The organism is Halomonas cibimaris (assembly GCF_039537045.1).
Taxonomy (GTDB): domain Bacteria; phylum Pseudomonadota; class Gammaproteobacteria; order Pseudomonadales; family Halomonadaceae; genus Vreelandella; species Vreelandella cibimaris.
Genome location: NZ_BAAAZT010000077.1, coordinates 51,305 through 76,709 on the forward strand (window position 1 = coordinate 51,305; position 25,405 = coordinate 76,709).

Here is a 25,405-nt window from a genome sequence, read left to right on the forward strand (position 1 = left end):
GCTTTTTTGCGGGGCGACGCAACGTGGCGAGCGCCTAGACAGAGGCGGCCAGCGTCTAGAAGTGCGGCGTGAGCTGCTTGACCAGCGCCTTGTAAAGCCGCGGGCCGGCGGCCATCAGCAGGCCTTCGGGCTTAATCGCCGGCTGGCCGTCCGGGGTGCCGATAAGCGCGCCGGCTTCTTTCAGCAGCAGCGTGCCGGCATACATATCCTGTTCTTCCAGCCCCATCACAAAGGCGCTATCCACTCGACCGGTCGCCACTTCGCAAATATCCAAAAGGCCGCTGGCCGAGGCCGTCAGCGCCTCAACGCCCGGACCCAGCTGCTGGGTAACGGTCAAGTAGGCGGGCAGATGGCGGCGGCGCAGCCAGGACGGCGGCAGGCTCAGCGCCATGCGCGTACCGGCCACCGCGCTGGCCCGGCTTACTCGCATGCGCTTGCCGTTGTGCTGGGCGCCGCCGCCGCGGGTGGCGAGGTATTCATCGTCGGCAAAGGGGCAGACGATCACGGCATGCTCCGGGCGGCCCTTCACCCGGCATACCGCCGAGATGGCGAAGTCCGCACCGGCAACCGCAAGGCTTGAGTAGCCGTGCATCGGCTCGATGTGCCAGACAACGTCTTGCCCTTCCCCTTCACCGGCGCGGTGCGAGGTAAAGCGCCCGGCTACGCCGTGCTGCGGATAGCCGCGCGCCAGCTGCTGGACAATAATGGCCTCGGCCTTGGCGGCCGTGTCAGCCAGCAGCAGTTCGAGGTTGGTTTCATCGTGGGCGTTTTCAATGCGCTCGCGGATGCGTAAAAATTGATCAGCGGCTTTGCGCGTGGCGCGCAGCGTGAACTGAACCATCGGATTCATGGGCAAACCTTGTGACGAAAAGGTGAAGAACAGAACTGTTAAAGAACGGGGTCGGCAGCGGCGTGAAAAGTACGGCGGCCCGGCGCGCAGGCCGTATCGCTGCCAGGAGCGCGTCGCGGCAGGCGATGCCGCGCTGGGCGGCGATTCTAGCAGAGCCCGTGCCCGGGTACCACGCAGGCGTGCTAGAATAGCGCCCCTTTGTTATATGACCCAACCGTTGAGTCCTGCTATGCTCACGCGCCTTCGCACCGTCCTTATCGGCACCAGCCACGCCGGCAACATCGGCGGCGTGGCCCGCGCCATGCACAACATGGGGCTTGATGATCTAGCGCTGGTCGCCCCGCGCAGCAGCGTCATCCACCAGGACAGCATCTCCCGGGCCTCCGGCGCCGATCATCTGCTGCACAGCGCCCGGATAAGCCCGACGCTGGACGACGCCGTGGCCGACTGCACCTTTGTCGTCGGCGCCAGCGCCCGCAGCCGCACCCTGCCCTGGCCCATGCTCTCGCCGCGAGCGCTGGCCGCGCGCCTGCCCGAGGAAACCCGGCAGCCAAACGCCCGGGTAGCACTGGTCTTTGGCCGCGAAGACAGCGGGCTGACCAACGACGAGCTGCAGCGCTGCCATGCCCACGTGCACATCCCCACCAACCCCGACTTCAGCTCGCTGAACCTCGCCGCGGCGGTGCAGGTGGTGGCCTACGAGTGCCGCACGGCCTGGCTGGAACGGCAGGCCACGCCGGCGGATGACGGCAGTGCCGATGATGCGGGGCTTGCCACCCACGCCGATCTGGAGCGCTATTTTGCTCATCTGGAGCAGACGCTGACGGCCGTTGGCTTTCACGATCCCGACAAGCCGCGCCAGCTCATGGCGCGCCTGCGCCGGCTCTATCTGCGCGCCCGCCTCGAACCGCTGGAAATCAACATCCTGCGCGGCATCCTGACGGCCACCGACAAGGCCAGCCGGCCGCCGCGCTCTTGAATCCGGCCGCCGGCGCCGCCAGTGTTAGCCCTTCGGCGCGCGTCGCCGGATGCCCCACCCACTGAAGGAAAGGCCGCATGTTTAAACGCCTGCGCGAAGACATTAACAGCGTGTTTACCCGCGATCCGGCCGCACGCAATTTTTTTGAAGTGCTGACCAACTACCCCGGCCTGCACGCCCTGCTGATGCACCGCTTTCACCACTGGCTGTGGAACCGCGGTGCCAAGTGGCTGGCGCGCACGCTGTCGACGTTCGCCCGCTTTCTCACCGGCATCGAGATTCATCCCGGCGCCACCATCGGCCGGCGCTTTTTCATCGATCACGGCATGGGCGTGGTGATCGGCGAGACCGCGCTGATCGGCGACGACGTGACCCTGTATCACGGCGTCACCCTGGGCGGCACCAGCTGGCACAAGGGCAAGCGCCACCCGACGCTTGGCAACGGCGTCATCGTCGGCGCCGGGGCCAAGATACTCGGCCCGCTCACCCTTGAGGCCGGCGTCAAGGTCGGCTCCAACGCCGTGGTCACCAAAGACGTTCCCGAAGGCGCCACCGTGGTGGGCATTCCCGGCAAGATCGTCAAGCGCGCCGAGCCCGACACAGAGCAGTCCCTGGACATCGACCCCGATCGGCGCGAAGCCATACGCCAGAAATTCGGCTTTGACGCCTACGGCGTCAGCCAGGACATGCCCGACCCGGTGGCGCGCTCCATGCAGGCCATGCTGGACCACATGCACGCAGTGGACGAGCGCATCGAAAAAATGTGCGCAACGCTTACCCGGCTGGACGCCAGCTACCGCAAAGGCGAGCTGCCTGAGCTGCGCGATGAAGACTTCGCCGACGTGCTGGGCGAAGCCGCTGGAGACTGCGCCCGCCACGCCGCCGGCCGGGACGATTCACCCCGCGCGCCGAAGACGCCGGACGACGCGGCGGCCGAGGGCGGCTCGGAGAAAGGTTGACCGCCGCGCTCAGGCTTTCCCATAATGGGCGCACCTTTGCATCAACGCGCTCAGCCGAGCGCCGGGGGCTTGCCATGCGTTTGACCACCCTATGCGCTTAACCACCAAGGGGCGCTATGCCGTCACCGCCATGCTGGATCTGGCGATCAACGCCGACGCCACGCCGGTCAACCTTGGCGACATTGCCCGGCGCCAGAGCATTTCGCTGTCCTATCTGGAGCAGCTTTTTGCCCGGCTGCGCCGCGCGGGGCTGGTAAAAAGCGTACGCGGCCCCGGCGGCGGCTATCTGCTGGCACGGGCGCCGGCGGCCATCAGCGTCTCCACCATTGTCGATGCGGTAGACGAAACCGTCGACGCCAGGCGTTGCCAGGGGCTTTCCGACTGCCAGCAGGGCCAGACGTGTTTGACTCACCACCTGTGGTGCGAGCTGTCCGGGCAGATACGCCACTTTCTCGACGCCGTCACGCTTGAACAGCTGCGCCAGCGCCCCGATGTACAGCGGGTTGCCGTGCGCCAGCAGGGCCGCCCGGACGCCGACATCCTGGCCTCTTCGCCCTAGCGCTCTCCTTTTACGCTGCCTGATTTGATACCAACGCCATGACGCATACCACACCCGCGCTGCCCGTTTACCTTGACTACGCTGCCACCACCCCGGTGGACGATCGCGTGGCCGCCGTCATGCAGCGCTACCTGACGGCTGATCAGCTCTACGCCAACCCCGCCTCGCGCAGCCATATGCTGGGCTGGCAGGCCGAACAGGCCGTGGAGCAGGCGCGCCGCCAGGTGGCCGACGCCATACACGCCGACCCGCGCGAAATCGTCTGGACCAGCGGTGCCACCGAGGCCGACAACCTCGCGCTGACCGGCTTTATGCGCGCCAACCGCGCGCGCGGCATGCACCTGGTGACCTCGATCATCGAGCACAAGGCCGTGGTAGACACCGCCGCCGCGCTGGAAAGCGAAGGCTTTGCAGTGACCTGGCTGACCCCCGGCGCGGACGGGCGCATCACCCCCGAACAGCTGCGCGGCGCCATGCGCGACGACACCGCGCTGGTATCGCTGATGGCGGTGAACAACGAGCTTGGCAGCGTCAACGACATCGCCGCGCTGGCCGACGTCGCCCACGCGTTCGGCGCGGCCTTTCATACCGACGCCGCCCAGGCCATCGGCCGCGTACCGCTGGACGTGGCCGCCCAGGGCATTGATTTGATGTCGCTTTCCGCGCACAAGGCCTACGGCCCCAAGGGCGTGGGCGCGCTCTACGTCAAGCGCCATCCGGACATCCGCGTGGAGGCGCTGATTCACGGCGGCGGTCACGAGCGCGGCATGCGCTCAGGCACGCTGCCCACCCATCAGATTGCCGGCATGGGCGAGGCCTTTGCCCTGACGCACCGGGAAGGCGAGGCCGATCAGGCCCACATTACCGCGCTGGCCGAACGTTTTCTCGGCGGGCTTGCCCAACTGGGGGACGTTCATCGCAATGCGCCGAGCGAGGCGAGCCTGCCCAACATCATCAACGTCGCCTTTGGCGGCGTGGACGGCGAATCGCTGCTGATGGCGCTGCGCGACGTGGCGGTCTCCACCGGCTCGGCGTGCAACTCAGCAAGCGTCGACCCGTCCTACGTGCTGCTGGGCGTGGGCGTGCCGCGCCGGCTGGCGCTGGCTTCGCTGCGCTTTAGCTTCGGCCGCTTTACCACCGAGGCCGAAGTCGACCACGCCGTGGGCGTATTGCAGCACGCCATTACCGGCCTGCGGAGGTAGCCTTTCACCGCCGCCACGCAGGCCCTAACGCACTTTACAGACGACGGCTTCAAACAGGAGGTCCGCCATGGCCACGCTTAGCATCACCCCCGCCGCCGCCGAGCAGATTCAGCACGTGCTTGCCGAGCGCGGCGCAGGTCTTGGCCTGCGCGTATCGGTCAAGCCTTCGGGATGCTCCGGCTACAGCTACGTGCTCAACTTTGCCGACGAAGCCGCCCCGGACGACGCCCACTTCGAGGATCACGGCGCCCAGGTGTTCGTCGCCCCGGAGGCGCTGGACATGCTTGACGGCAGCGAAGTGGACTACGTCAACGAAGGGCTCAACCGCTACTTTCGCTTCAACAACCCCAACGTCGCCGACGAGTGCGGCTGCGGCGAAAGCTTTACCGTATAGCGGGCAGTATTCACAGCCGGGATGAAGCGCTATAATCGCGCCACCCCGCCGCCGGCCCGGCATTGCCGTACCGGCGGCGGTGCTTTTTCCCTGCCGCTTTGCGCGGCATCGTGTTGAAACACTAGCTTGGCGGACACCCCGGCGTGTCACGCCCTATCAGGAGATTTGTCGACATGGCGAACGAACGCACGCTGTCCATCATCAAGCCCGACGCTGTTGCCAAAAATGCCATCGGTGAGATCATTTCGCGCTTTGAAAAAGCCGGCCTCAAGGTCGTCGCCGCCAAAATGATCCGGCTTTCTGAAGAAAACGCCGGCGGCTTTTACGCCGAGCACAAAGAGCGCCCCTTCTTTGGTGCCCTGGTGGATTTCATGACCTCCGGCCCGGTGGTCGTCCAGGTGCTGGAAGGCGAAGACGCCATCGCCAAAAACCGTGATCTGATGGGCGCGACCAACCCCAAGGATGCCGAAGCCGGCACCATCCGCGCCGACTTCGCCGAAACCATCGACGCTAACGCCGTTCACGGCTCCGACTCCGTCGAGTCCGCCGAGCGTGAAATCGCCTACTTCTTTGGCAACGACGAAATCTGCCCGCGCTAAACGCGGCCGGGCCGCCCTATCCGTTGCCGGTCCTTTTCGCGGGAGCTACGCTCCCGCCTTTTTTCCGACGCTGACCGCCATGACCACTGCCGCTTCGCAAAACGCTTGTTCCATTCCTGCTACCCACGCGACGTCTGCCGCCCCGGGCCAGTCGCCCGAACGGATCAACCTGCTGGGCATGCCTCGCGCGCAGCTGGAGGCGTTTTTTCTCTCCATCGGCGAAAAGAAGTTTCGCGCCGCCCAGCTGATGAAGTGGATGCACCACGAAGGCTGCGACGACTTCGACGCGATGACCAACCTGTCCCGTGCGCTGCGCGAAAAACTTGCACGCCTGGCCGAAGTGCGCGGCCCGTCGGTGGTCTACGAAGGCACCTCCCAGGACGGCACGCGCAAGTGGGTGCTGGAAGTCGAAGACGGCAGCTACGTGGAAACCGTGCTGATTCCCGCGGACAACGGCAAGCGGCGCACGCTTTGCGTATCCTCACAGGTGGGCTGCTCGCTGGACTGCAGCTTTTGCTCCACCGGCAAGCAGGGCTTTCAGCGCAACCTCACCGCCGCCGAGATCATCGGCCAGGTGTGGGTCGCTTCGCATAGCGAGGCCCCGCAGCGCGACAGCCGCCAGCGCCCGGTGACCAACGTGGTCATGATGGGCATGGGCGAGCCGCTGCTCAACTACGACAACGTCGTCCCGGCCATGCAGCTGATGCTTGAAGACAACGGCTACGGGCTGTCCAAGCGCCGGGTGACGCTTTCCACCTCGGGCGTGGTGCCCAAGATTGACAGGCTCAGCGACGACATCGACGTAAGCCTTGCGATCTCGCTGCACGCCGCCAACGACGAGCTGCGCAACGAGCTGGTGCCGCTCAACCGCAAGTACAACATCGCCACGCTGCTCGACGCCTGCCGGCGCTATCTGGACAAGAGCCCGGAAAACCGCCAGATCACCGTCGAATATACCCTGATCGCCGGCGTCAACGACCAGCAGCACCACGCCCGCGAGCTGGCCGCCGTGCTTGAAGGCCTGCCGTGCAAGATCAACCTGATTCCGTTCAACCCGTTTCCCCATTCAGGCTACGAGACGCCCTCGCGCAACCAGTGCATGCGCTTTCAGCGCTGGCTCGACGAGCTGGGCTACACCGCGCCGATGCGCATGGCGCGCGGCGACGACATCGACGCCGCCTGCGGCCAGCTGGTGGGCCGGGTCAAGGACCGCACCAAGCGCCAGGCCCGCTATATTCAGTCCATACAGCTTGATGCCCACTAGCGTCGTCTTGACTTGTGCCGGCCACAGCGCTTTGATGAATGCGCTTTCAAGCGCCGCCCGTCGCCGGGTGTCATCACGCCGCTGCACATCACTTTCATGAGGATAGCGATGTTTTGCCGCCGTCAGCTGCCCTGTCTTTGCCATGCCCCTGCGGTGCTCGTTTTTTGCACCGCGCTATGGCTGACCGGATGCGCGACGTCTTCTTCGCTTTCCTCTTCCAAGCGCCCGGATGCCGGCAGCGCCTATACCCGGCTAGGCCTTGCCTACCTGGAGCAAAACAATCTGCAGCGGGCGCTTAACGCCCTGGATCGCGCCGAACAGCTCAATCCTGACAGCCCCGAAACGCTGCAGGCGCTGGCGCTGGTCTACCAGCGCCAGGGCGAGGACGATCTGGCCGCCCGGCAGTTCCAGCAGGCCCTTGAGGCCGACGCCGACTTTACCCGGGCACGCAACAACTACGCTGCCTTTCTTTATCAGCAAGGGCAGTATCAGCGCGCCTGCGAGCAGCTGAAAATCGCCGCCCAGGACACCAAATACGCACACCGGGCCCGGCTTTTTACCAACCTCGGGCAGTGCTATGCCGCCCTGGATCAGATACAGCGCGCACGAGACAGCTTCATACGCGCCGGCGAGATCAACCCGCGTCAGGCGCGCAGCCACTGGCTGCTGGCCCGGCTGGAATTCAGCCAGGGCCATCACGACCGCGCATGGTCGGCGCTGCAGCGCTTTTTGCAGCTCGGCCGGCCAACGCAAAAAGCGCTGGAAATGGCCGTCGAGCTGGCCCGGGAGCGCGGCGACACCCGGCTTGCCGAGCGCTATCGCCGCCGGCTGGACGGCACCGGCGAGGCGCCCTGATCACCGCTTTGATGAAGGATGCTCAGCCATGAGCGACACACATAACGCCGAATACGCTGACGACCAGCCCGGCACCTCTCCCGGCCAGCTGCTGCGCTGTGAGCGCCAGCGCCAGGCGCTTTCCCTTGAGGAGGCCGCCAACGCCCTGCACCTGCGCCCGGCCGTGGTTTCAGGGCTGGAGCAGGATGACTACGCTGAAATTCCCATCGCCACCTATCGCCGCGGCTATCTGCGCACCTACGCCCGCTATCTGGGCATGGACGAAACGCCCGTGCTGGACGCCTACCGCGCCCGTCACGGCACCCCCGACAGCGAACGCGTGATCAAGCCGGTATCGGTCACGCGGCCGCCTTCAAAGCTGGGCGGGCTTTTGTTCAAGCTGGTCACGCTTTTGGTCATTGCCGGGCTGATCGGCGTCACCGTGACCTGGTGGCAAAGCCGCGGCGGCAGCGCCCCGCCGGCGCTGGAAGACAGTGCCACAAGCCCGGCCAATGCCCCAACGACGACCGATACGCCACCGACGACCGACGCTGCAGGCGAGCTGCCTGATCCTTTGCCCGACGACACGCCGGATCCCGGCGCAAAGGCCGCCACTGACAGCGCCTCAGCGGCCGCCGACGCACCGGAGCGCACCGCCGTGGCCGCGCCGGCCGCCCCAACAGACGCCGCGCTGACCGCCGCGGCCCGCGTTGCAGACGCCGCAGCGTCTGCAACGCGCGAAGCCGAAAGCGCCGCCGACGCCAACACCCTGGCACTGACGTTTAACCAGCAATCGTGGACGGAAATTTTCGATGCCCGCGATCAGCGCGTATTTGTCGGTTTGCAACAGCCCGGCACCGAGGCGCGCGTTGAAGGTCAGCCGCCGTTTCGTTTAACCATCGGCAACGCCACCGGCGTCGAGCTGCGCTATCAGGGCAAGGTCGTTGACCTTGCCGCGCAGGCCGGCGCCAACAACGTTGCCCGCTTCACCCTGGGAGAGTGACCCGCCGTATGCACGCCCCGTCCCCTATTCAGCGCCGCGTTTCGCGCCAGATTCACGTAGGCCATGTGCCGGTCGGCGGCAACGCGCCGATTTCCGTGCAGAGCATGACCAATACCGACACGCTCGACGTCGAGGCCACCGTGGGCCAGGTGCGCCAGCTGGAAACCGCCGGCGCCGACATCGTGCGCGTCTCGGTGCCCAGCATGGACGCCGCCGAGGCCTTCGGCCGCATCCGCCAGGCGGTCAACGTGCCGCTGGTGGCCGACATCCATTTCGACCATAAAATCGCGCTGCGCGTCGCCGAGCTGGGGGTTGACTGCTTGCGCATCAACCCCGGCAACATCGGCCGCGAAGACCGCGTGCGCGCGGTGGTCAGTGCCGCCCGTGATCGCGGCATTCCCATGCGCATCGGCGTCAACGCCGGCTCGCTGGAAAAGTCCCTGCAGCGCAAGTACGGCGAGCCCACGCCGGAGGCGCTGGTGGAATCCGCCCTGCGCCACATCGACCATCTTGACCGGCTCGACTTTCAGGAATTCAAGGTCAGCGTCAAGGCCAGCGACGTGTTCATGGCCGTGGCCGCCTACCGCGATCTGGCCGCACGCATCGAGCAGCCGCTGCACCTGGGCATTACCGAAGCCGGCGGGCTGCGCTCGGGCACGGTCAAATCCTCCATCGGGCTTGGCATGCTGCTGATGGACGGCATCGGCGACACCGTTCGCGTGTCGCTGGCCGCCGATCCGGTGGAAGAGGTCAAGGTCGGCTTTGACATGCTCAAAAGCCTCAAGCTGCGCTCCAAGGGCATCAATTTTGTTGCCTGCCCCAGCTGCTCGCGGCAGAATTTCGACGTGATCGACACCATGAACCAGCTCGAAGAGCGCCTTGACGACGTGATGACGCCGCTGGACGTGTCGATTATCGGCTGCATCGTCAACGGCCCCGGGGAAGCCAAGGAAAGCGATCTGGGGCTGACCGGCGGCAGCCCTGCCAACCTGCTGTATATCGACGGCAAGCCGGCGCAAAAGCTGCGCAACGACCATCTGGTCGACGATCTGGAGCGGCTGATCCGCGACAAGGTGCGCGAAAAACAAAAGCGCGAAAAAGATACCATCGCCCGCAGCGTGTAAGCCGGCGTGCGCGATACACAAGGAGTTTTCATTGAGCCAGTCTGCAGCCCCCAGCGCTAAAAAGATCCAGGCGATTCGCGGCATGAACGATTTGCTGCCCGCAGAAAGCCCCTGCTGGCAGTTTTTTGAAGCCAAGGTGCGCAGCCTCATGGCGCGCTACGGCTTTGCCGAAATTCGCACGCCCATCGTCGAGCAGACCGCGCTGTTTGCCCGCTCCATCGGCGAGGTCACCGACATCGTCGAAAAGGAAATGTACACCTTCGACGACCGCAACGGCGACAGCCTCACCCTGCGCCCGGAAGGCACCGCCAGCTGCGTGCGCGCAGCCATGCAGCACGGCCTTTTGCACAACCAGACCCAGCGGCTGTGGTACCAGGGGCCGATGTTTCGCCACGAGCGCCCGCAAAAGGGCCGCTACCGCCAGTTCCATCAGGTGGGCGTGGAAACCTACGGCTTTGACGGCCCGGACATCGACGCCGAGGTGATTTTGCTCTCGGCCCGGCTGTGGCAGGAGCTGGGACTTGCCGAGCACGTCACCCTGGAGCTCAACTCGCTGGGCTCAAGCGAGGCCCGCGCGGCCTACCGCGATACTCTGGTGGCCTACTTCGAGCAGCACGCCGAGGTCCTGGACGACGACGCCAAACGCCGCCTGACGACCAACCCGCTGCGCATTCTGGATTCCAAGAATCCGGCCATGGCAGAGGTCATTGCCGGCGCGCCGCAGCTGATTGATCATCTCGACGACGCCTCGCGTGAGCACTTTGCGCGTTTGCAAGCCTTGCTCGACGCGGCAGGGATCCACTACGTCATCAATCCGTGGCTGGTACGCGGGCTGGATTACTATTCGCGCACGGTGTTTGAATGGACCACCGAGGCGCTGGGCAGCCAGGGCACGGTATGTGCCGGCGGGCGCTACGACGGCCTGGTCGAGCAGCTGGGCGGCAAGCCCACCCCGGCGGTAGGCTTTGCCATGGGCATTGAGCGGCTGATTTTGCTGCTGGAAACCCTTGATTTGATTCCCGCCGAGGCGCGTTTCGGCGCTGAGGTGTACCTGTTGCCGCTGGACGACAGCGCCACACCCCAGGCGCTGGCGCTGGCCGAGCAGCTGCGCGACGCCCTGCCCGAGCTTTCGCTGACGCTGCACTGCGGCGGCGGCAGCTTTAAAAGCCGAATGAAAAAGGCCGACAAAAGCGGCGCGGCGCTGGCTTTGCTGCTGGGCGAGGACGAATGCGCCGACCAGGCAGCGACGCTTAAATTTCTGCGCGACGACCGCGAGCAGCAGCGTCTGCCCCAGCATGAGCTGGCCGACGCCCTTGCCGCGCTGCTGGGACACGCCCGGCATACGCGCTAACCCACTGCCCTGATCGGCCGAGTGCTGTCCGGCACTGCGTGACCGGCACCAACCGTTTCAAGGAGGCCGCCCGTGGCGGAGCTGAAAACCGAAGAAGAACAGATTGCAGCGATCAAGCGCTGGTGGAAAGAAAACGGCACCTCGCTGATCGCAGGCCTGGTACTGGCCGGGGCCGGCGTATTCGGCTTTCAGGCCTGGCAGAACTATCAAAACGGCCAGGCCGAAGCCGCGTCCCTGCGCTATCAGCAGCTGGTCGCGGAGACCGCCACCCAAGCCGGCGCCGACTCGGCCGACGAGCAGGCGCTGGCCGGCGCCCGCAGCACCGCCGCTGCGCTTGTCGACAGCCACGGCGGCTCGCTCTACGCCGAGCTTGCCCTGCTGATCGACGCCCGCCTGGCGGTGCAGCAGGGCGATCTGGAAGGCGCGCGCGCCTCGCTGGAGCAGGCGCAGGAAAACTCCCCGCGGCGCTACGTGCAAAGCCTCGCCCGGCTGCGCCTGGCACGCCTGGACGTTGCCTCCGGCGAGGCGCAACAGGCGCTTGACCGGCTGGACGACAGCGTCGTCGACCCGCTCGCCGCACAGCGCCATAACGTGCGCGGCGATGCCTGGTTCAAGCTCGGCCGTGAGGACAACGCCCGCAGCGCCTGGCAGCAGGCACAGGCGCTGACCGACGAACAGGACCGCCCGCTTTACGGACTGGCGCTAAAGCTCGACGACCTGGGCACCGACGATCTCGCCGCCAGCGTCCGCACGCCTGCTCCTTCGGGCCAACGTGAGGCCACGCCATGATCGCGACTTCTTCTCCCCGCCGGCGGTTTTCTGCCCGGCGCCTGGGCCTTGGCGCCGCTGCCGTCGCCCTGCTGGCCGGCTGCGCAAGCCAGGGCGAGCCGCTGTATACGCCGCAGGCGCTCACCGACATCGACGCCACCACCCGCCTCGACACCCGCTGGGACACCGGCATCGGCGACGGCCTGGGGCGGGCGCGCTATCCGCTGACCCCGGCCCGGGACGGCAAGCAGCTGTTCGCCGCCGACGCCGAAGGGCTGGTGGTCGCGCTGAACGCCGACTCCGGCGAGCGCGTCTGGGAAGTCACGCTGGAAAGCGCCGTTTCCAGCGGGCTTTCCGCCGTGGACGGCCGCGTGTATCTGGGCAGCAAAAACGGTGACGTCATCGCGCTGGACCAAAGCGACGGCAGCGAGCAGTGGCGCGCCCGGGTGTCCAGCGAAGTGCTGGCCGCCCCCCAGGCCAACCGCGACCTGCTGATCGTACAAAGCACCGACGGCCGGATTACCGCGCTGGACCGCGATAGCGGCGACACCCGCTGGACCTATGAAAGCAATCTGCCGTCGCTGACCCTGCGCGGCACCGCCACCCCCCGGGCGATTAACCCGGTCACCTTTGCCGGCTTTGCCAACGGCCGGCTGGTCACCCTGGACAACCGCTCGGGCCAGCCGCTGTGGCAGCAGCAGGTGGCCATTCCCCGGGGCCGCACCGAGGTGGACCGGCTGGTGGATCTCACCGGCCAGCCGCTTTTGACGCCGGACGGCCGGCTCTACGTCACCAGCTACAACGGGCGCCTGATGGCGCTTGAGGCCACCCGCGGCAAACTGATGTGGGAACGCCGGCTTTCCAGCCGGCACGCCCCGCTGCTGGTAGGGGATTATCTGTTCGTGGTCACCGACGACAGCCGCGTGCTCGCCCTTGATGCCCAAAACGGCGATACCCGCTGGGAAAACAAGGCGCTGAAAGGCCGCTGGCTGACCGCACCGGCCTTTGCCGACGGGCGTCTGGTCGTGGGCGATTTTGAAGGCTATCTGCATCTGCTCGACGCGCCCCGGGGCGAACTGGTCGGGCGCACCCGCGTTGACCGCTCCGGCATCACCGTCACTCCCGTCACCGAGGGCAGCACCGTTCACGTGCTCGCCAACGACGGCACCCTGGAAACTCTGGACGTTTCACCATGACACCGGTTATTGCGCTAGTCGGCCGCCCCAACGTCGGCAAATCCACCCTGTTCAACCGCCTGACCCGCAGCCGCGATGCGCTGGTGGCCGACTTTCCCGGGCTCACCCGGGATCGCAAGTACGGCAACGGCATGCTCGGCGATAAAGCCTACACGATCATCGACACCGGCGGCATCAGCGGTGACGAGCACGGCATCGACGCGGCCATGGCCGAGCAGTCGCTGGCCGCCATCGACGAGGCGGACATTGTGCTGTTCATGGTGGACGGCCGCGCCGGGCTCAACGTTGCCGACGAGGCCATCGCCAACCATCTGCGGGTCAACCAGAAAAAGACCTGGCTTGTGGTCAACAAAACCGACGGCCTGGAAGAGCACTCGGCCATGGCCGACTTCTGGACGCTGGGCCTTGGCGATCCGCATCCGATTGCCGCCGCCCACGGGCGTAACGTATCAACGCTTATCGACCATGTGCTGGAGCCGTTTCCCGAGCGCGACGACTCCATTCCCGCCGATACCGGCACCAAGGGCATTCGCATCGGCGTGATCGGCCGGCCCAACGTGGGCAAGTCGACCCTGGTCAACCGCCTTTTGGGCGAAGACCGCGTGGTGGTATTTGACGAGGCCGGCACCACCCGGGACGCCATCGAGATTCCCTTTGAGCGGCGCGGCAAGCCCTATGTGCTGGTGGATACCGCCGGCGTGCGCCGGCGCAAGAACGTGCGCGAAACCGCCGAGAAGTTTTCGATCATCAAAACCCTCGATGCCATCAAGGAATGCCACGTCGCGGTGATGGTGCTCGACGCCCGCACCGGCCTTGTCGAGCAGGACCTGCACCTGCTCGACTACGTGCTCACCACCGGCCGCGCGCTGGTGCTGGCGGTGAACAAGTGGGACGGGCTGGAAAGCGAGGCCAAAGACAAGATGCGCGCCGAAATCAAGCGCCGGCTGGGCTTTGCCGACTACGCCGAGCTGCACTTTATTTCCGCGCTGCACGGCACCGCCGTGGGGGATCTGTATCCCTCCATCGAGCGCGCCTTTGAAGCGGCCAACGCCCACTGGTCGACCAAGCGGCTGACCACGCTTTTGCAGGATGCGGTCAGCCAGCACGCCCCGCCCATGGTGCACGGCCGGCGCATCAAACTGCGCATGGCCCACCAGGGCGGAGCCAACCCGCCGATCATCGTGGTCCACGGCAACCAGACCGGCGCGCTGCCCGAGGCCTACCGCCGCTACCTGACCAACACTTTCCGCAAGGTATTGAAAGTGCGCGGCACGCCCATGCGCTTTGAGTTCCGCTCAGGCGATAACCCCTACGATCCGCTGGCCGGCTCAAGCGACAAGCACAAGGCCAAAAAGCGCGAGCTCAACCGCAGCAAAGAGGCGCGCAAAAGCCGCCGCTAAACGGCCCCGACATCGCGGATACGCCGTGCGTTGCGCCCCAGCCCGCCGTGCAGGTCCAGCATGCGCGCATGCCAATCGTGGACCGGGTCGCTCTCTGCGAGCAGGTCAGCGTTTGAAGCGCAGCGCGCCCACATAAAGTGGCCAAACAGCAGATAGTCGGCACCGGCAGGGGCCTGCCCGTCGAGAAAAGGCGAGGTCTTTAGCTGGCCTCGGAGGGGCTCCAGCGCGGCATTCAGCTGGTCAAGCCCCTGGGCCGGGGCGTGAAACGCTTCCAGCGTGCAGCCAAGGCGCTTTTCCCGATTCCTGCGGAAGTAGGCGCGGTCAGCGGGATGGATCGCACAGAGCAGGTCTTTCATGATGATGCGCAGAATGGCCGGGGCCAGGGTACGCTCCGCGTAGTGGTTGAAAAAACGCGCCCGCGTCTCGGCCATGCCCTCCCCCAGCAGCGGCGCTTCGGGGTAGTGATGATCCAGATAGCGCATGATGTTGTAGCTATCGGTGACGACTTCATCGCCGTCAACCAGCACCGGCACCTTGTCGTGGCGGGCAAAGGCCAGCGCCTCTTTTTCGGTAAAGCGCCAGGGCCGCGTCTCGGCCTCAAGCCCCTTGTGCGCCAGCGCATAGCGAATTCGCCAGCAAAAAGGCGAAAAACGCAGCGCGTCTTCGATACCGCAGAGTTCATAGAGTAGCCGGGCCATACGGCCTCCTGTGGTTCGGTCTGTACGCGGCAGGGCGTGCACGCCCCGCTTTCCTATCGGCTCAAGAAGCCGTGCAGCGCTCTATACGCTCGCCGGTGGTGCCGTCCGCCTTGTGCTGGAAGAGAAGACCCTCAGACCCTGCGCCGGCCCCTTTTGTCCACCATTCCAGCTCGTCGCCGACGTAGCGCGCGCCGCTGCCGGACACCGCAATTTGCAGGTCGTAGCGGCGGTTTTCGTATTCAACGCGGGCGGTATCCGCGGTGGGATAGCTTGCGCTAATCGTGGCGCCGCTTTCGCAGCGGTACTGCTGGGCGGATACCGCGGTGGACTCAGGCGCCGGGGCATCGGCGTTATCCTGCGGTGTGCCGGCGCAGGCTGACACAAGCAGGGCACAGGCAAGCGCGACAGAGGCCGGGCGGATGATAGCGGACATGGGAAACTCCAATTCAGGGGTACGTAAAATAGCGCCATAGCGCGGGTGGAAAATATCAGCTCAGCGTTCAGCGTACCATGGCCTGTTGCCACTGCTTTGCGGCCGCTTGCAGCGTTGCCGCCAGCGCCTGGGTCGCCGGGCCTGCGGCATTGCGGTCGGCGTGCACTAAAAAAAGCGTCTCTTGGCGCTGGCCGCCTTCTACCAGCGGAAGTGGCTTGAGACGACCCGCCTCGAGCTCCCGGCGAATATGCTCATACGGCAGCCAGGCAAACCCCAGCCCGTCGGTGGCAAACTGAATTGAGGTGCTCAGCTGGGACACAGTCCAGCGCTGCTCGGCGTCAAGCCAGCCCGCATCCTGGCGCCGCTTGAGCCCTGAGTCCCGCACCACAAACTGGCGATGCGCGCGCAGATCGTGATGGGTCAGCTCGCGTTCAAGCTGATGCAGCGGATGTTCAGGATGTGCAACGGCCAGAAACAGCACGTCAAGCAGCGGCTGGCCCAGAAAACCGGGGGGTGCGCGGTGGGTTATCGCCAGATCGGCCTCTTTATTGAGCAACGCTTCCTGAGTGCCGGACAGCACCGACTCGATAAGCAGCACCCTGGACGCCCGGCTTTCGGGCACAAAGGCGGCCAGCGCCTGGCTTAGCAAAGCGGTGGGAAAGATGGCTTCTACGGCCAGGCGAATTTCGGTTTCCCAGCCTTCAGCCAGGTTGCTCGCCAGATACTCAAGGCTCAAGGCGTCGTCGACCAGAACACGGGCCTGTCGCAGCAGGGCTTCACCCGCCGGCGACAGCGTTGCCTTGCGCCCCTGCATGGTCAGCACCTCCACCGGCAGCTGCTCTTGCATGCCTTTGAGCGCATAGCTGATCGATGACGGACTGCGGCTGAGCGCCTCGGCGGCTCTGGCGTAGCTGCCTTCATCGATCACCGCTTGCAATACGGCCCACTGCTCCAGGCTGATGCGGGGAATTTTCTGCGCCATCTTATCGCTCACCCATTGCTGTATCGGGCCGACTATACCGCCGGGCACGGCAAAAATATACGCAACACATCGAATTATTCGTTCTTTATGCGCAAAATAATGCCATTTTTTAACGCAATAAAAGGGCTATGCTAGGGACATTACATCAACCGACTCAGCGTCAGGGCCTTAATATGACAACTTCATGGTTTCACAAGGTGATTTCAACCCGGGCCGGCATCGCGCCTTTGGCGCTGCGCATTCCGGCCGGCACTATCTTTATGGCCCACGGCGCACAGAAGCTGTTTGGCTGGTTTGGCGGCGGTGGCCTTGCCGGTACCGCCCAGTGGATGGCGTCCATGGGCCTTGAGCCGAGCTACCTGATGGCGCTGCTGGCGGGTGGCACCGAGTTCTTTGGCGGCCTCGCCCTGGTGCTCGGGCTGCTGATCCGCCCGGCCGCGCTGGGGCTGGCCGTCACCATGCTGATAGCCATTTTCAGCGTTCACATCGCCAACGGCCTGTTTATGAGCAACAACGGCTATGAGTTCGCTCTTTCCCTGCTGGCCATCGTCGTCTCGCTGGCCGGCAGCGGAGCGGGTCGCGTCTCGCTTGATCACTATCTGGCTTGCAAGACGCGGTAAGCCTCATCACCCACCAGGAGAGCATCTATGGCTTGGCTGACCGAGGCAATCAAGCAGTGGTTTTCTACATCAAACAACGGGAATACTTCCCAGGAGGCAGCAACAATGACCAAGGTACTCGTGCTTTATCATTCCATGTACGGCCACATCGAAACCATGGCGAATACCGTCGCGGAAGGCGCGCGTCAGGTAGACGGCGTTGAAGTCACGGTCAAGCGCGTTGCCGAAACCATGCCGGCCGACGTCTTTGAGTCAGCCGGCGGCAAGACCGACCAGCAGGCCCCGGTGGCCTCACCGGCAGAGCTTGTCGAGTACGACGCGATCATCTTCGGCACGCCGACACGCTTTGGCAACATGTCCGGTCAGATGCGTACCTTCCTTGACCAGACCGGCGGCCTGTGGGCCAGCGGCGGCCTGGTGGGCAAGGTGGCCAGCGTATTTACCTCCACCGGTACCGGCGGCGGTGAAGAAACCACCATCGCCTCTACCTGGACCACCCTGGCCCACCACGGCATGGTGATTGTGCCCATCGGCTACGCGGCTTCCGAGCTTTTCGATATCTCCCAGGTGGGCGGGGGCACGCCCTACGGCGCCTCGACCATTGCCGGCGGCGACGGCTCGCGCCAGCCCGACGAGCGCGAGCTGGCCATCGCACGCTTCCAGGGCGAGCACGTAGCCAAGGTAGCGGCAAAGCTCAGCCGCTAAGCACGGCCGGCACGTACGGCTGCTACATACAGCCGCTACCCCGGCGGCAAAGGGAGGGCCGCGCCCTCCCTTCCTGGTTTCTGGCCTGCTCTCAGGCGCAGGCAACGGACATACGGAGAAAACACCATGGGTCTTTTGATCAACGGCGAATGGCACGACCAGTGGTACAACACTCAAAAGCACGGCGGCGAGTTTGTGCGCGAATCCGCCCAGCTGCGCGACTGGGTGACCCCCGACGGCACGCCCACGCAGGACGGCCACCCGGGCGTGGCCGCTGAAGCAGGCCGCTTTCACCTGTACGTATCGCTTGCCTGCCCCTGGGCGCACCGGGTGCTGATCATGCGCAAGCTGAAAGGGCTGGAAGAGCAGATCGGCGTCTCCCACGTAAGCCCGGTGATGCGAGAAAACGGCTGGACGTACAACGTCGCGGAAGGCTCCAGCGGCGATCCGATCAACGGCGTGACCTACCATCACCAGCTCTACACCCTGACCAACCCGGAGTACACCGGGCGGGTGACGGTGCCGGCGCTTTGGGACAAGCGCGACGGGCGTATCGTCAACAACGAGTCGGCAGAGCTTGTGCGCATGTTCAACGCCTCGTTTGACGAGCTCACCGGCAACCGGCTGGATTTCTACCCGCAGGACCTGCGCGAGACCATCGATGCGGTCAACGCCGACGTTTACGATCACATCAACAACGGCGTGTACAAGGCCGGCTTCGCCACCGATCAGGGCGTGTATGAAGATCACGTCGTAGCGCTTTTTGAAGCGCTGGATCGCATGGAGGCAAGGCTTGGCCAGCACCGTTATCTTGCCGGCGAGTGGCTGACCGAGGCGGATATCCGCCTGTTTACCACCCTGGTGCGCTTTGACGCCGTCTACCACGGCCACTTCAAGTGCAACCTGCGCCGCATTGAAGACTACCCGAATCTTTCGAACTACCTGCGCGAGCTCTACCAGTGGCCGGGGGTCAAGGAAACGGTCAGCCTTGACCATATCCAGCGCCACTATTACATGAGCCACGACACCATCAATCCCAACGGCATCGTGCCCAAGGGGCCGCTTCTTGACCTTGAGCGCCCCCACGACCGCGAGCGCCTGACAGGCCACGGCGTGCGTGAAAAAGCATGACAGCCCATCGCCAGGCCAGCAGCCAAGAGAGGAGCACCCCATGCTGATCCGCGCCGGCCATGAACGCGGCTACGCCGATCACGGCTGGCTGCGCTCGCGCCATACGTTCTCATTTGCCGACTACTTCGACCCTGCACACATGGGCTTTCGTGCGCTACGGGTGATCAACGAAGACCGCGTGCAGGGCGGCCGTGGGTTTGGCGCCCACGGCCACGAAGAAATGGAAATCATCTCGTATGTGCTTGACGGCGAGATGGCCCACAAAGACAGCATGGGCAACGGCGCGGTGATGCGCCCGGGGGATGTCCAGCGCATGTCAGCGGGCACCGGCGTTTTGCACAGCGAGTTCAATCACTCAAGCGAGCAGGAACTCCACTTTCTGCAGATCTGGATCATGCCGCAGCGCCGCGGCATTGCGCCCAACTACGAGCAGAAAGCCTTTCCGCCCCGGCAGCGGCAGGGCCAGTGGCGGCTGGCGGTCTCCCCGGACGGGCGCGACGACTCTGTTAGCATCAACCAGGACGTCCACCTCTATCTGGGCCGCTTTGCAGCCGGTGAACAGGCCGAGCTGCCCCCGGTGCGCCATGCCTGGCTGCATGTGGCCAGAGGTGAGGCACTCATCAACGGCGAGGTGCTTGCCGCCGGCGATGCGGCGGCCTTTCGTCCCGGCGAGCCGATTGCGGTGGCCGGCCGGCAAGATGCCGAGCTTTTATTGTTTGATCTGGCGTGAATAAACGGAGTCTGCCATGTCCCAACGGCTTGAAAAACAGTTCCATCCCCCGGCTCCCTGGGCACGGGAAATACTCTCCGAGGCGGTGACGGTCAAAGGGCCCGGCACCACGGTGCACCTGTCCGGCATCGGGGCCGAGGGGCCGGGTGAAAAGCTTGAGATCCAGCATCCGGGCGATGTGTACGCCCAAACGAAACTGGCCTATGAAAAAGCCGCGCGTGCTTTGTCCAAGCACGATGCCGGCCTGGCGGATGTGGTGAAAATCACGGCCTACCTGCTCGATCCCGGCGCCGTTCCCGAATATCTGCGCGCACGCAAGGAAGCCTTCGGAGATCTCCCCGCGCCTGCGCATACGCTGCTTATCATTCTGGGGCTGGCGCATCCGGACATGCAGGTTGAAATCGACGTAACGGCGGTGACGGATGCTTGATGCGGCCTTCGCGGCGCGCTTTCATGGAACAGCCAAGGCGCCCCGGTGATCGCCATCGCCGGGGCGCCAGCCAGAGAGTGGACGGCTATTCGCTATCGTTTTGCATGCCCTGCTGGGCCCGCATGTGCTCCATCATCTGCTGCTGCATGCCCTGCATCATATCCATGCGCTGCTGCATCATTTTCTGGCGCTGTTCGGGGTCCATGTTTTGCATGTTCTGCCCCATGCCGCCCATGGACTGATGCATTTGGCGCATCTCTTGCATGTGCTGCTGCATCAGCTGCCGGCGCTGCTGCGGGTCCTGGGTTTTGTGAAGCCGCTGCATTGTGCCGTGCATGCCCTGCATGTGCCGCTGCATGTCCCCCCGGTGCATCATTTTTCCGCCTTGGCCCATGCCTTGGCCCTGGCCCATTCCCTGATGCATTCCCTGGCCGCCCTGGTTCATTCCTTGCCCCATTCCCTGGCCCATCCGCCTGTCAGCGTCCTGCTGACCGGAAGGTGTACCCTGCTGGGCATAGGCCAGAGGCAAGGTCAACAAGGCAGCCGCGACACCGGCGAAGATATACTTTTTCATCACATTCTCCTTGGCATTGACCGACTTATCGTCAGACATATTGAGTATATACAATATATATGTCTATAAGATGAAAATGCTGGTCAAACATTCGACACCTGTCAACCTGACTCCCCGGCTGGCAGGCGTTGTTTTGCCTGGCCGCAGACCGCTGACATCAACGCCTGCTGCGCCCCTGCCCGAGCCCGGGCGCGCTCTTTGACAACGGCAAACAAGCCTAATAGCTTTGCCCCCAGCGATATCTTTGGGTGTGCCAAAAAGGATAAAAAAATGAGAACGACGCTATTAGCCGCTGCCTTTGCGCAGCTGGGGCTGAGCCCTTTTGCCGCCGTTGCGGCCGAAGAGACCGCCGCCGGCGCCGAAGAAGCGGGCAAAATGAACGTAGGTGAGCAGCTGCCGCCAAAGGTGCGAGGGCTGCTGATCGAAGAAATGCAGGGAATTCTTGGCGCCAGCCAAGAGATTCAGGCCGCTATTGTCCAGGGCGATCACGAAACCGTAGCGCAGCAGGCTCAGGCGATTCACGACAGCTTCATCATGAAGCAGGAAATGACCCAAGAAGATGAGCAAGCGCTGCTCGCCGCCGTACCGGATGCATTTCTCAAGCAGGACAAAGCGCTTCATCAGCTCAGCGAGGCGCTGGCCGAAGCCGGCCGCAGCCAGAATACCGCACTTCAGCGCCGGCAGTTTAATGAAATGATCAAAGGCTGCGTGCGCTGCCACCGCGACTACGCATCTGCGCGTTTTCCCAAACTATAAACGCCGTAGCCGCCCGCCGCGTCACCGCTGTGCTGCGTGCAAACGCCGGCTGCCAACCCAGTGGTTGGCAAACTGCCAGGCCACGCGCCCGCTGCGCCCGCCGCGCAGGGTGGCGTAGCGTACGGCTTCGGCCCGGGCAGCGGCGTTCCAGTCCTCCGCGGTGCCAAGCCTTGCCACCCACTGGGCACAGGCCTGCAGGTACATATCCTGATTGAACGAATGCAGCCCCAGCCACAGCCCGAAGCGGTCAGACAGCGAAATACGCTCCTCCACGGCGTCGCCGTGATGCAGCTCATCGCCTACCAGATGCGAATCACGGTTGTCCTCCATGGACTCCGGCAACAGGTGGCGGCGGTTGGACGTGGCATACAGCAGCACGTTTTTCGGCGGGCCGGTGAGCGCGCCGTCGAGCACGCTTTTCAGCGCCTTATAGGCATCGTCATGGCCTTCAAACGACAGGTCATCGCAGTACACCACAAAACGCTGCGGCAGATGGCGCAGCTGCTCCACCAGCGCCGGCAGGCGGCCGAGATCGTGGCGGTCCACCTGAATCATGCGCAACCCTTCAGGCGCCAGACTATTGAGCAGCGCTCGTATCAGCGACGACTTGCCGCTGCCGCGCGCACCCCATACCAGCGCGTGGTTGGCCGGCAAACCCTGTAAAAACGCCCGGGTATTGTCCACAAGCGCCAGCTTCTGGCGCTCGATGCCCAAAAGATCATCCAGCATCACGCCGTCGCGCACCGGCACCGGTACCAGCCGCCCGCCCAGCGGATGGCGCTGCCACAGGGCGGCGACGTGGGTGGCCCAGTCAACCTGTTCCGGCGCCGGCGGCAGCCAGTGCTCCACGCGATCGAGTAGCTGCGTCAGACGACGCGTCAGCTCGGCATCCATCGAATTTCCCCCGTTGTCGACTATGCTAGTTACGCTTGCTGCCTGCTATCCTGCGAGCCTAACGCTCACTCATGGATAAGGAAACGTTTATGCGCTGGTTTCGCCCGCTTGCCGCCGCCACCCTGTGCACCACGCTGCTGGCAGCGCTTGCCGCCTGCACCACCTCGCCCACCGGGCGTTCACAGCTTTTGCTGATGTCCGACGACCAGCTCGATCAGATGGGCGCCCAGGCGTTTGATCAGTACCGGCAGGAACTGCCCGCCGCCGACGGCCAAAGCCAGCGCTACGTGCAGTGCATAGCCCGGGCCATTGTGGCCGAGCTGCCCGCCGAGCAGCGCCGCCAGAACTGGGAGGTGGAAGTGTTCCGCGCCGACGAGCCCAACGCCTTTGCCCTGCCGGGTGGGTACATGGGCGTCAACAGCGGCATGCTCAACGTTGCCCGCAGCCAGGCACAGCTGGCCACGGTGCTGGGCCACGAGGTGGGCCACGTGCTGGCCAACCACGCCAACGAGCGCGCTTCTACCGAAAGCGCTACCCAGCTGGGCCTGTCGGTGCTGTCGAACTCGGCAGGCCTTAACGGCCCGGGCGGCGAACAGCTCATGGGGCTTTTGGGCATGGGCGCGCAGTACGGTATCCTGCTGCCCTTCTCCCGGCGTCACGAAAGCGAAGCCGACACCATCGGCCTGCGCCTGATGGCCAACGCCGGCTTTGACCCGCGGGAAAGCGTGACGCTGTGGCAGAACATGCAGCGCGCCGGGGGCAATGCCCCGCCGGCGTGGATGTCGACCCACCCAAGCCAGGGCCAACGCATCAGCGGGCTTGAAGCGTCCATGCCCCGGGCGCTTGACGCCTACCAAAGCGCCCGCAGCGCCGGGCGCACGCCGGACTGCCCGCGCCCCTGACGCAACGCCCACCCACTTTTAGCCGAGGAACATCATGATACGTCTGGGATTACTGCTGCTGATTTTGCCGCCGCTTTTGATGCTCGGCCTGTATTTCTGGGAGCTTGGCGACGTGCGCGCCTGCCAGCTCGACGGCGGCCACTGGGACTACGCGGCCGGCGTCTGCCGCGACTCGGCCCAGGCGTTCACGCCCTGGGTCGAGCGCGCGCCGCTCATCGTCAACGGCGGCATGCTGGCCTCCGTCGCCGGCCTGATTGTCTGCATGATCGGGCTGGCTCGGCGGCGCCAGGGATAACGCCGCGCTTTAGCCGTCGGCCAGCGTTCGGCGCAGCATGGCGCGTACGGCCTCGGTCTCCGGGCGCACGCTGCGCCACAGGAAAAACGCTTCCGCCGCCTGCTCGACCAGCATCCCCAGCCCGTCAACGGCGTGCGCGCCTCGGGCCTGGGCCCAGCGGAGAAATACCGTCGGTTCGGCGCCGTACATCATGTCGTAAGCCGTAGCGTTTTCGGCAAACAGGCCGTCCGGCAGCGGTGGCATATCGCCTGACAGGCTGGCACTGGAGCCGTTGATCACCACGTCAAACGCGCCGCGGATAGCCTCGAAGCCGCCGCCGCTGATGCGCCCCGCCGCACCAAACGCCTCGGCCAGCGCATCGGCCTTGGCGGCCGTGCGGTTGGCGATGACGATCTCCCGGGGCGCCTCGCCCAGCAGCGGCGCCAGCACCCCGCGCACCGCGCCCCCGGCGCCGATCACCAGCACTCGCTTACCCTTGAGGCCGACGCCGTGGTAGGCCAGATCCCGCGCCAGCCCGATGCCGTCGGTGTTGTCGCCGTAGAGGCGCCCGTTGCCGCCGACGATCAGCGTGTTCACCGCACGCGCCTGGCGCGCGCGGTGGCTCACCGTCTCACTCAGGGCATAGGCCTCGCCCTTGAACGGCACGGTGACGTTGGCGCCGCGCCCGCCGCCGGCCGCAAAGCGCTGCCATGCGCCGGCGAAATCGTCCGCGGGCGCCTCAATGGCGGTATAGGTCAGCGCCTGGCCGGTCTGTTCGGCAAAGGCGGCATGAATCAGCGGCGACTTGGAGTGCGCCACCGGATGGCCGAATACGGCGTAGCGGTCTGTCATGGTCTAGTCCTGATCCAAAGAAGCGTCGGGCGTTTCGGCGAGCCAGTCGCGCGGGGTCAAAAACGCCGCCAGCTCGGCCTCGGCGCTGGCCTGTTCGGGGGCGTAGGCATACTCCCAGCGGGCCAGCGGCGGCATCGACATCAGAATCGACTCGGTGCGCCCGCCGCTTTGCAGGCCAAACAGGGTGCCGCGATCCCACACCAGGTTGAACTCCACGTAGCGCCCCCGGCGGTACAGCTGAAAATCCCGCTCGCGCTGGCCGTAGGGCGTATCCCGGCGGCGTTCAACGATTGGCAGGTAGGCATCCAGAAAGCTGTCGCCCACCGCGCGCAGAAAGGCAAAGCACTCGTCAAAGCCGCCCTGGTTAAGGTCGTCGAAGAACAGCCCGCCCACGCCCCGGGTTTCGTCGCGGTGCTTGAGATAGAAGTAGTCGTCGCACCAGGCCTTGTAGCGCGGGTAGACATCCTCGCCGAAAGGGTCGCAGGCGGCCTTGGCGACGCGGTGCCAGTGGCGCACGTCCTCCAGCACCGGGTAAAACGGCGTCAGGTCAAAGCCGCCGCCGAACCACCACACCGGCGCCTCGCCGGCTTTCTCGGCGATAATAAAGCGCACGTTGCCGTGGCTGGTGGGCACGTGGGGGTTTTGCGGGTGCAGCACCCAGGATACCCCCACGGCATGAAAGCTGCGCCCGGCAAGCTCGGGCCGAGCGGCGGTGGCCGAAGGCGGCAGGGTGTCGCCGTAGACGTGGGAATAGTTGACCCCGCCCTTTTCAAACACCTCGCCGTTTTCCATCACTCGGGAACGGCCGCCACCGCCGGCGTCGCGCTTCCAGCTGTCTTCCTTGAAGGCGGCGGCGCCGTCGGCGCCGGCAATGCCGTCGCACAGGCGCTGCTGCAGGTCGAGAAGATAGCGTTTTACGTCGTCGAGGTGTTCATGCGCCAC

30 protein-coding genes are annotated in these 25,405 nt (G+C 65.1%); 22 read left to right on the forward strand and 8 right to left on the reverse strand.

The features are described 5' to 3' along the window. Nucleotides 1-55: 55 nt before the first annotated feature. The gene (locus ABD654_RS11310) at nt 56-850 is read right to left on the reverse strand and encodes an inositol monophosphatase family protein (RefSeq protein WP_344704987.1); all 795 of its coding nucleotides are present in this window, start codon (nt 848-850) and stop codon (nt 56-58) included. 229 nt (nt 851-1,079) lie between these two features. Here ABD654_RS11310 and trmJ point away from each other — a divergent pair, with 229 nt between their 5' ends. The 14 genes from trmJ to der all read left to right on the forward strand — a co-directional run bounded on the left by trmJ (nt 1,080) and on the right by der (nt 14,482). Next, complete coding sequence (gene trmJ, locus ABD654_RS11315) at nt 1,080-1,829, forward strand: tRNA (cytosine(32)/uridine(32)-2'-O)-methyltransferase TrmJ (protein WP_344704988.1); 750 nt, start codon at nt 1,080-1,082, stop codon at nt 1,827-1,829. A gap of 77 nt (nt 1,830-1,906) precedes the next feature. After that, the gene (gene cysE / locus ABD654_RS11320; RefSeq protein ID WP_344704989.1) at nt 1,907-2,788 is read left to right on the forward strand and encodes a serine O-acetyltransferase; all 882 of its coding nucleotides are present in this window, start codon (nt 1,907-1,909) and stop codon (nt 2,786-2,788) included. A 91-nt stretch (nt 2,789-2,879) separates the two neighbouring features. Continuing rightward, on the forward strand, nt 2,880-3,347 hold the full coding sequence (locus ABD654_RS11325; RefSeq protein ID WP_344704990.1) for an Rrf2 family transcriptional regulator: 468 nt from the start codon (nt 2,880-2,882) through the stop codon (nt 3,345-3,347). 38 nt (nt 3,348-3,385) lie between these two features. Further along, nucleotides 3,386-4,549 (forward strand): aminotransferase class V-fold PLP-dependent enzyme, encoded by a 1,164-nt coding sequence (locus ABD654_RS11330; protein WP_344704991.1) that lies wholly within the window; start codon nt 3,386-3,388, stop codon nt 4,547-4,549. A 67-nt stretch (nt 4,550-4,616) separates the two neighbouring features. After that, on the forward strand, nt 4,617-4,943 hold the full coding sequence (locus tag ABD654_RS11335; protein ID WP_344704992.1) for a HesB/IscA family protein: 327 nt from the start codon (nt 4,617-4,619) through the stop codon (nt 4,941-4,943). A gap of 173 nt (nt 4,944-5,116) precedes the next feature. Beyond that, nucleotides 5,117-5,542: a nucleoside-diphosphate kinase gene (gene ndk, locus ABD654_RS11340; protein ID WP_344704993.1), complete on the forward strand. Its 426-nt coding sequence runs from the start codon at nt 5,117-5,119 to the stop codon at nt 5,540-5,542. A gap of 79 nt (nt 5,543-5,621) precedes the next feature. Next, nucleotides 5,622-6,806 (forward strand): dual-specificity RNA methyltransferase RlmN, encoded by a 1,185-nt coding sequence (gene rlmN, locus ABD654_RS11345; RefSeq protein ID WP_344704994.1) that lies wholly within the window; start codon nt 5,622-5,624, stop codon nt 6,804-6,806. A gap of 108 nt (nt 6,807-6,914) precedes the next feature. Then, nucleotides 6,915-7,661 carry a type IV pilus biogenesis/stability protein PilW gene (gene pilW / locus ABD654_RS11350; RefSeq protein WP_344704995.1) on the forward strand — a complete coding sequence of 249 codons (747 nt, stop codon included), beginning with the start codon at nt 6,915-6,917 and terminating at the stop codon, nt 7,659-7,661. Nucleotides 7,662-7,689: 28 nt separating this feature from the next. Further along, complete coding sequence (locus tag ABD654_RS11355) at nt 7,690-8,643, forward strand: RodZ domain-containing protein (RefSeq protein WP_344704996.1); 954 nt, start codon at nt 7,690-7,692, stop codon at nt 8,641-8,643. Between the two features lie 8 nt (nt 8,644-8,651). After that, on the forward strand, nt 8,652-9,767 hold the full coding sequence (ispG, locus tag ABD654_RS11360; RefSeq protein ID WP_344704997.1) for a flavodoxin-dependent (E)-4-hydroxy-3-methylbut-2-enyl-diphosphate synthase: 1,116 nt from the start codon (nt 8,652-8,654) through the stop codon (nt 9,765-9,767). 31 nt (nt 9,768-9,798) lie between these two features. After that, nucleotides 9,799-11,118, forward strand: coding sequence for a histidine--tRNA ligase (gene hisS, locus ABD654_RS11365; protein WP_344704998.1), 1,320 nt, complete (start codon nt 9,799-9,801; stop codon nt 11,116-11,118). Between the two features lie 72 nt (nt 11,119-11,190). Further along, a complete protein-coding gene (locus ABD654_RS11370) occupies nt 11,191-11,907 on the forward strand; it encodes a YfgM family protein (protein ID WP_344704999.1) in 717 nt (238 codons plus the stop codon). After that, entirely contained in the window at nt 11,904-13,082 is a 1,179-nt protein-coding gene (bamB, locus tag ABD654_RS11375) for an outer membrane protein assembly factor BamB (RefSeq protein ID WP_344705000.1), read from the forward strand. Before ABD654_RS11370 ends, bamB begins: the two co-directional genes overlap by 4 nt. Then, complete coding sequence (der, locus tag ABD654_RS11380) at nt 13,079-14,482, forward strand: ribosome biogenesis GTPase Der (RefSeq protein WP_344705001.1); 1,404 nt, start codon at nt 13,079-13,081, stop codon at nt 14,480-14,482. Before bamB ends, der begins: the two co-directional genes overlap by 4 nt. Here der and ABD654_RS11385 read toward each other — a convergent pair. The 3 genes from ABD654_RS11385 to ABD654_RS11395 form a co-directional block, all read right to left on the reverse strand. After that, nucleotides 14,479-15,180, reverse strand: coding sequence for a glutathione S-transferase N-terminal domain-containing protein (locus ABD654_RS11385; RefSeq protein WP_344705003.1), 702 nt, complete (start codon nt 15,178-15,180; stop codon nt 14,479-14,481). The two genes, der and ABD654_RS11385, sit on opposite strands and share 4 nt — an antisense overlap. Before the next feature lie 61 nt (nt 15,181-15,241). After that, on the reverse strand, nt 15,242-15,613 hold the full coding sequence (locus ABD654_RS11390; protein WP_344705004.1) for an MliC family protein: 372 nt from the start codon (nt 15,611-15,613) through the stop codon (nt 15,242-15,244). 67 nt (nt 15,614-15,680) lie between these two features. Continuing rightward, nucleotides 15,681-16,595 (reverse strand): LysR family transcriptional regulator, encoded by a 915-nt coding sequence (locus ABD654_RS11395; protein WP_344705005.1) that lies wholly within the window; start codon nt 16,593-16,595, stop codon nt 15,681-15,683. Nucleotides 16,596-16,768: 173 nt separating this feature from the next. Here ABD654_RS11395 and ABD654_RS11400 point away from each other — a divergent pair, with 173 nt between their 5' ends. From ABD654_RS11400 to ABD654_RS11420, 5 genes are all read left to right on the forward strand, one after another. Then, a complete protein-coding gene (locus ABD654_RS11400) occupies nt 16,769-17,215 on the forward strand; it encodes a DoxX family protein (RefSeq protein WP_344705006.1) in 447 nt (148 codons plus the stop codon). Between the two features lie 105 nt (nt 17,216-17,320). Then, complete coding sequence (wrbA, locus tag ABD654_RS11405; RefSeq protein WP_344705007.1) at nt 17,321-17,920, forward strand: NAD(P)H:quinone oxidoreductase; 600 nt, start codon at nt 17,321-17,323, stop codon at nt 17,918-17,920. 126 nt (nt 17,921-18,046) lie between these two features. Then, on the forward strand, nt 18,047-19,051 hold the full coding sequence (locus ABD654_RS11410) for a glutathione S-transferase family protein (RefSeq protein ID WP_344705008.1): 1,005 nt from the start codon (nt 18,047-18,049) through the stop codon (nt 19,049-19,051). 40 nt (nt 19,052-19,091) lie between these two features. Next, nucleotides 19,092-19,781, forward strand: a complete 690-nt coding sequence (locus tag ABD654_RS11415) for a pirin family protein (protein WP_344705009.1) — start codon at nt 19,092-19,094, stop codon at nt 19,779-19,781. 16 nt (nt 19,782-19,797) lie between these two features. Next, nucleotides 19,798-20,211 (forward strand): Rid family hydrolase, encoded by a 414-nt coding sequence (locus ABD654_RS11420; RefSeq protein WP_344705010.1) that lies wholly within the window; start codon nt 19,798-19,800, stop codon nt 20,209-20,211. An 85-nt stretch (nt 20,212-20,296) separates the two neighbouring features. Here ABD654_RS11420 and ABD654_RS11425 read toward each other — a convergent pair whose 3' ends face one another. Continuing rightward, nucleotides 20,297-20,785, reverse strand: coding sequence for a hypothetical protein (locus tag ABD654_RS11425; protein ID WP_344705011.1), 489 nt, complete (start codon nt 20,783-20,785; stop codon nt 20,297-20,299). Nucleotides 20,786-21,055: 270 nt separating this feature from the next. Between ABD654_RS11425 and ABD654_RS11430 the strand changes: the two genes are divergently transcribed. Continuing rightward, the gene (locus ABD654_RS11430; RefSeq protein WP_344705012.1) at nt 21,056-21,541 is read left to right on the forward strand and encodes a cytochrome c; all 486 of its coding nucleotides are present in this window, start codon (nt 21,056-21,058) and stop codon (nt 21,539-21,541) included. A gap of 21 nt (nt 21,542-21,562) precedes the next feature. Here ABD654_RS11430 and ABD654_RS11435 read toward each other — a convergent pair whose 3' ends face one another. Then, nucleotides 21,563-22,435: an ATP-binding protein gene (locus ABD654_RS11435; RefSeq protein ID WP_344705013.1), complete on the reverse strand. Its 873-nt coding sequence runs from the start codon at nt 22,433-22,435 to the stop codon at nt 21,563-21,565. Between the two features lie 89 nt (nt 22,436-22,524). Between ABD654_RS11435 and ABD654_RS11440 the strand changes: the two genes are divergently transcribed. Beyond that, entirely contained in the window at nt 22,525-23,337 is an 813-nt protein-coding gene (locus ABD654_RS11440) for a M48 family metallopeptidase (protein ID WP_344705014.1), read from the forward strand. A gap of 34 nt (nt 23,338-23,371) precedes the next feature. Continuing rightward, nucleotides 23,372-23,632 carry a hypothetical protein gene (locus ABD654_RS11445; protein WP_344705015.1) on the forward strand — a complete coding sequence of 87 codons (261 nt, stop codon included), beginning with the start codon at nt 23,372-23,374 and terminating at the stop codon, nt 23,630-23,632. Nucleotides 23,633-23,641: 9 nt separating this feature from the next. On the opposite strand, the gene aroE is transcribed toward ABD654_RS11445, so the two are convergent. Both aroE and hemF read right to left on the reverse strand, forming a co-directional pair. Then, on the reverse strand, nt 23,642-24,463 hold the full coding sequence (gene aroE, locus ABD654_RS11450; protein WP_344705016.1) for a shikimate dehydrogenase: 822 nt from the start codon (nt 24,461-24,463) through the stop codon (nt 23,642-23,644). Nucleotides 24,464-24,466: 3 nt separating this feature from the next. Next, nucleotides 24,467-25,405, reverse strand: a complete 939-nt coding sequence (gene hemF / locus ABD654_RS11455) for an oxygen-dependent coproporphyrinogen oxidase (RefSeq protein ID WP_344705017.1) — start codon at nt 25,403-25,405, stop codon at nt 24,467-24,469.

Coding starts and splice junctions, on each gene's coding strand:
- ABD654_RS11310 (WP_344704987.1), bottom strand. CDS start 850: ATGAATCCGATGGTTCAGTTCACGCTGCGCGCCACGCGCAAAGCCGCT.
- trmJ (WP_344704988.1), top strand. CDS start 1,080: ATGCTCACGCGCCTTCGCACCGTCCTTATCGGCACCAGCCACGCCGGC.
- cysE (WP_344704989.1), top strand. CDS start 1,907: ATGTTTAAACGCCTGCGCGAAGACATTAACAGCGTGTTTACCCGCGAT.
- ABD654_RS11325 (WP_344704990.1), top strand. CDS start 2,880: ATGCGCTTAACCACCAAGGGGCGCTATGCCGTCACCGCCATGCTGGAT.
- ABD654_RS11330 (WP_344704991.1), top strand. CDS start 3,386: ATGACGCATACCACACCCGCGCTGCCCGTTTACCTTGACTACGCTGCC.
- ABD654_RS11335 (WP_344704992.1), top strand. CDS start 4,617: ATGGCCACGCTTAGCATCACCCCCGCCGCCGCCGAGCAGATTCAGCAC.
- ndk (WP_344704993.1), top strand. CDS start 5,117: ATGGCGAACGAACGCACGCTGTCCATCATCAAGCCCGACGCTGTTGCC.
- rlmN (WP_344704994.1), top strand. CDS start 5,622: ATGACCACTGCCGCTTCGCAAAACGCTTGTTCCATTCCTGCTACCCAC.
- pilW (WP_344704995.1), top strand. CDS start 6,915: ATGTTTTGCCGCCGTCAGCTGCCCTGTCTTTGCCATGCCCCTGCGGTG.
- ABD654_RS11355 (WP_344704996.1), top strand. CDS start 7,690: ATGAGCGACACACATAACGCCGAATACGCTGACGACCAGCCCGGCACC.
- ispG (WP_344704997.1), top strand. CDS start 8,652: ATGCACGCCCCGTCCCCTATTCAGCGCCGCGTTTCGCGCCAGATTCAC.
- bamB (WP_344705000.1), top strand. CDS start 11,904: ATGATCGCGACTTCTTCTCCCCGCCGGCGGTTTTCTGCCCGGCGCCTG.
- der (WP_344705001.1), top strand. CDS start 13,079: ATGACACCGGTTATTGCGCTAGTCGGCCGCCCCAACGTCGGCAAATCC.
- ABD654_RS11385 (WP_344705003.1), bottom strand. CDS start 15,180: ATGGCCCGGCTACTCTATGAACTCTGCGGTATCGAAGACGCGCTGCGT.
- ABD654_RS11390 (WP_344705004.1), bottom strand. CDS start 15,613: ATGTCCGCTATCATCCGCCCGGCCTCTGTCGCGCTTGCCTGTGCCCTG.
- ABD654_RS11395 (WP_344705005.1), bottom strand. CDS start 16,595: ATGGCGCAGAAAATTCCCCGCATCAGCCTGGAGCAGTGGGCCGTATTG.
- ABD654_RS11400 (WP_344705006.1), top strand. CDS start 16,769: ATGACAACTTCATGGTTTCACAAGGTGATTTCAACCCGGGCCGGCATC.
- wrbA (WP_344705007.1), top strand. CDS start 17,321: ATGACCAAGGTACTCGTGCTTTATCATTCCATGTACGGCCACATCGAA.
- ABD654_RS11410 (WP_344705008.1), top strand. CDS start 18,047: ATGGGTCTTTTGATCAACGGCGAATGGCACGACCAGTGGTACAACACT.
- ABD654_RS11415 (WP_344705009.1), top strand. CDS start 19,092: ATGCTGATCCGCGCCGGCCATGAACGCGGCTACGCCGATCACGGCTGG.
- ABD654_RS11420 (WP_344705010.1), top strand. CDS start 19,798: ATGTCCCAACGGCTTGAAAAACAGTTCCATCCCCCGGCTCCCTGGGCA.
- ABD654_RS11425 (WP_344705011.1), bottom strand. CDS start 20,785: ATGAAAAAGTATATCTTCGCCGGTGTCGCGGCTGCCTTGTTGACCTTG.
- ABD654_RS11430 (WP_344705012.1), top strand. CDS start 21,056: ATGAGAACGACGCTATTAGCCGCTGCCTTTGCGCAGCTGGGGCTGAGC.
- ABD654_RS11435 (WP_344705013.1), bottom strand. CDS start 22,435: ATGGATGCCGAGCTGACGCGTCGTCTGACGCAGCTACTCGATCGCGTG.
- ABD654_RS11440 (WP_344705014.1), top strand. CDS start 22,525: ATGCGCTGGTTTCGCCCGCTTGCCGCCGCCACCCTGTGCACCACGCTG.
- ABD654_RS11445 (WP_344705015.1), top strand. CDS start 23,372: ATGATACGTCTGGGATTACTGCTGCTGATTTTGCCGCCGCTTTTGATG.
- aroE (WP_344705016.1), bottom strand. CDS start 24,463: ATGACAGACCGCTACGCCGTATTCGGCCATCCGGTGGCGCACTCCAAG.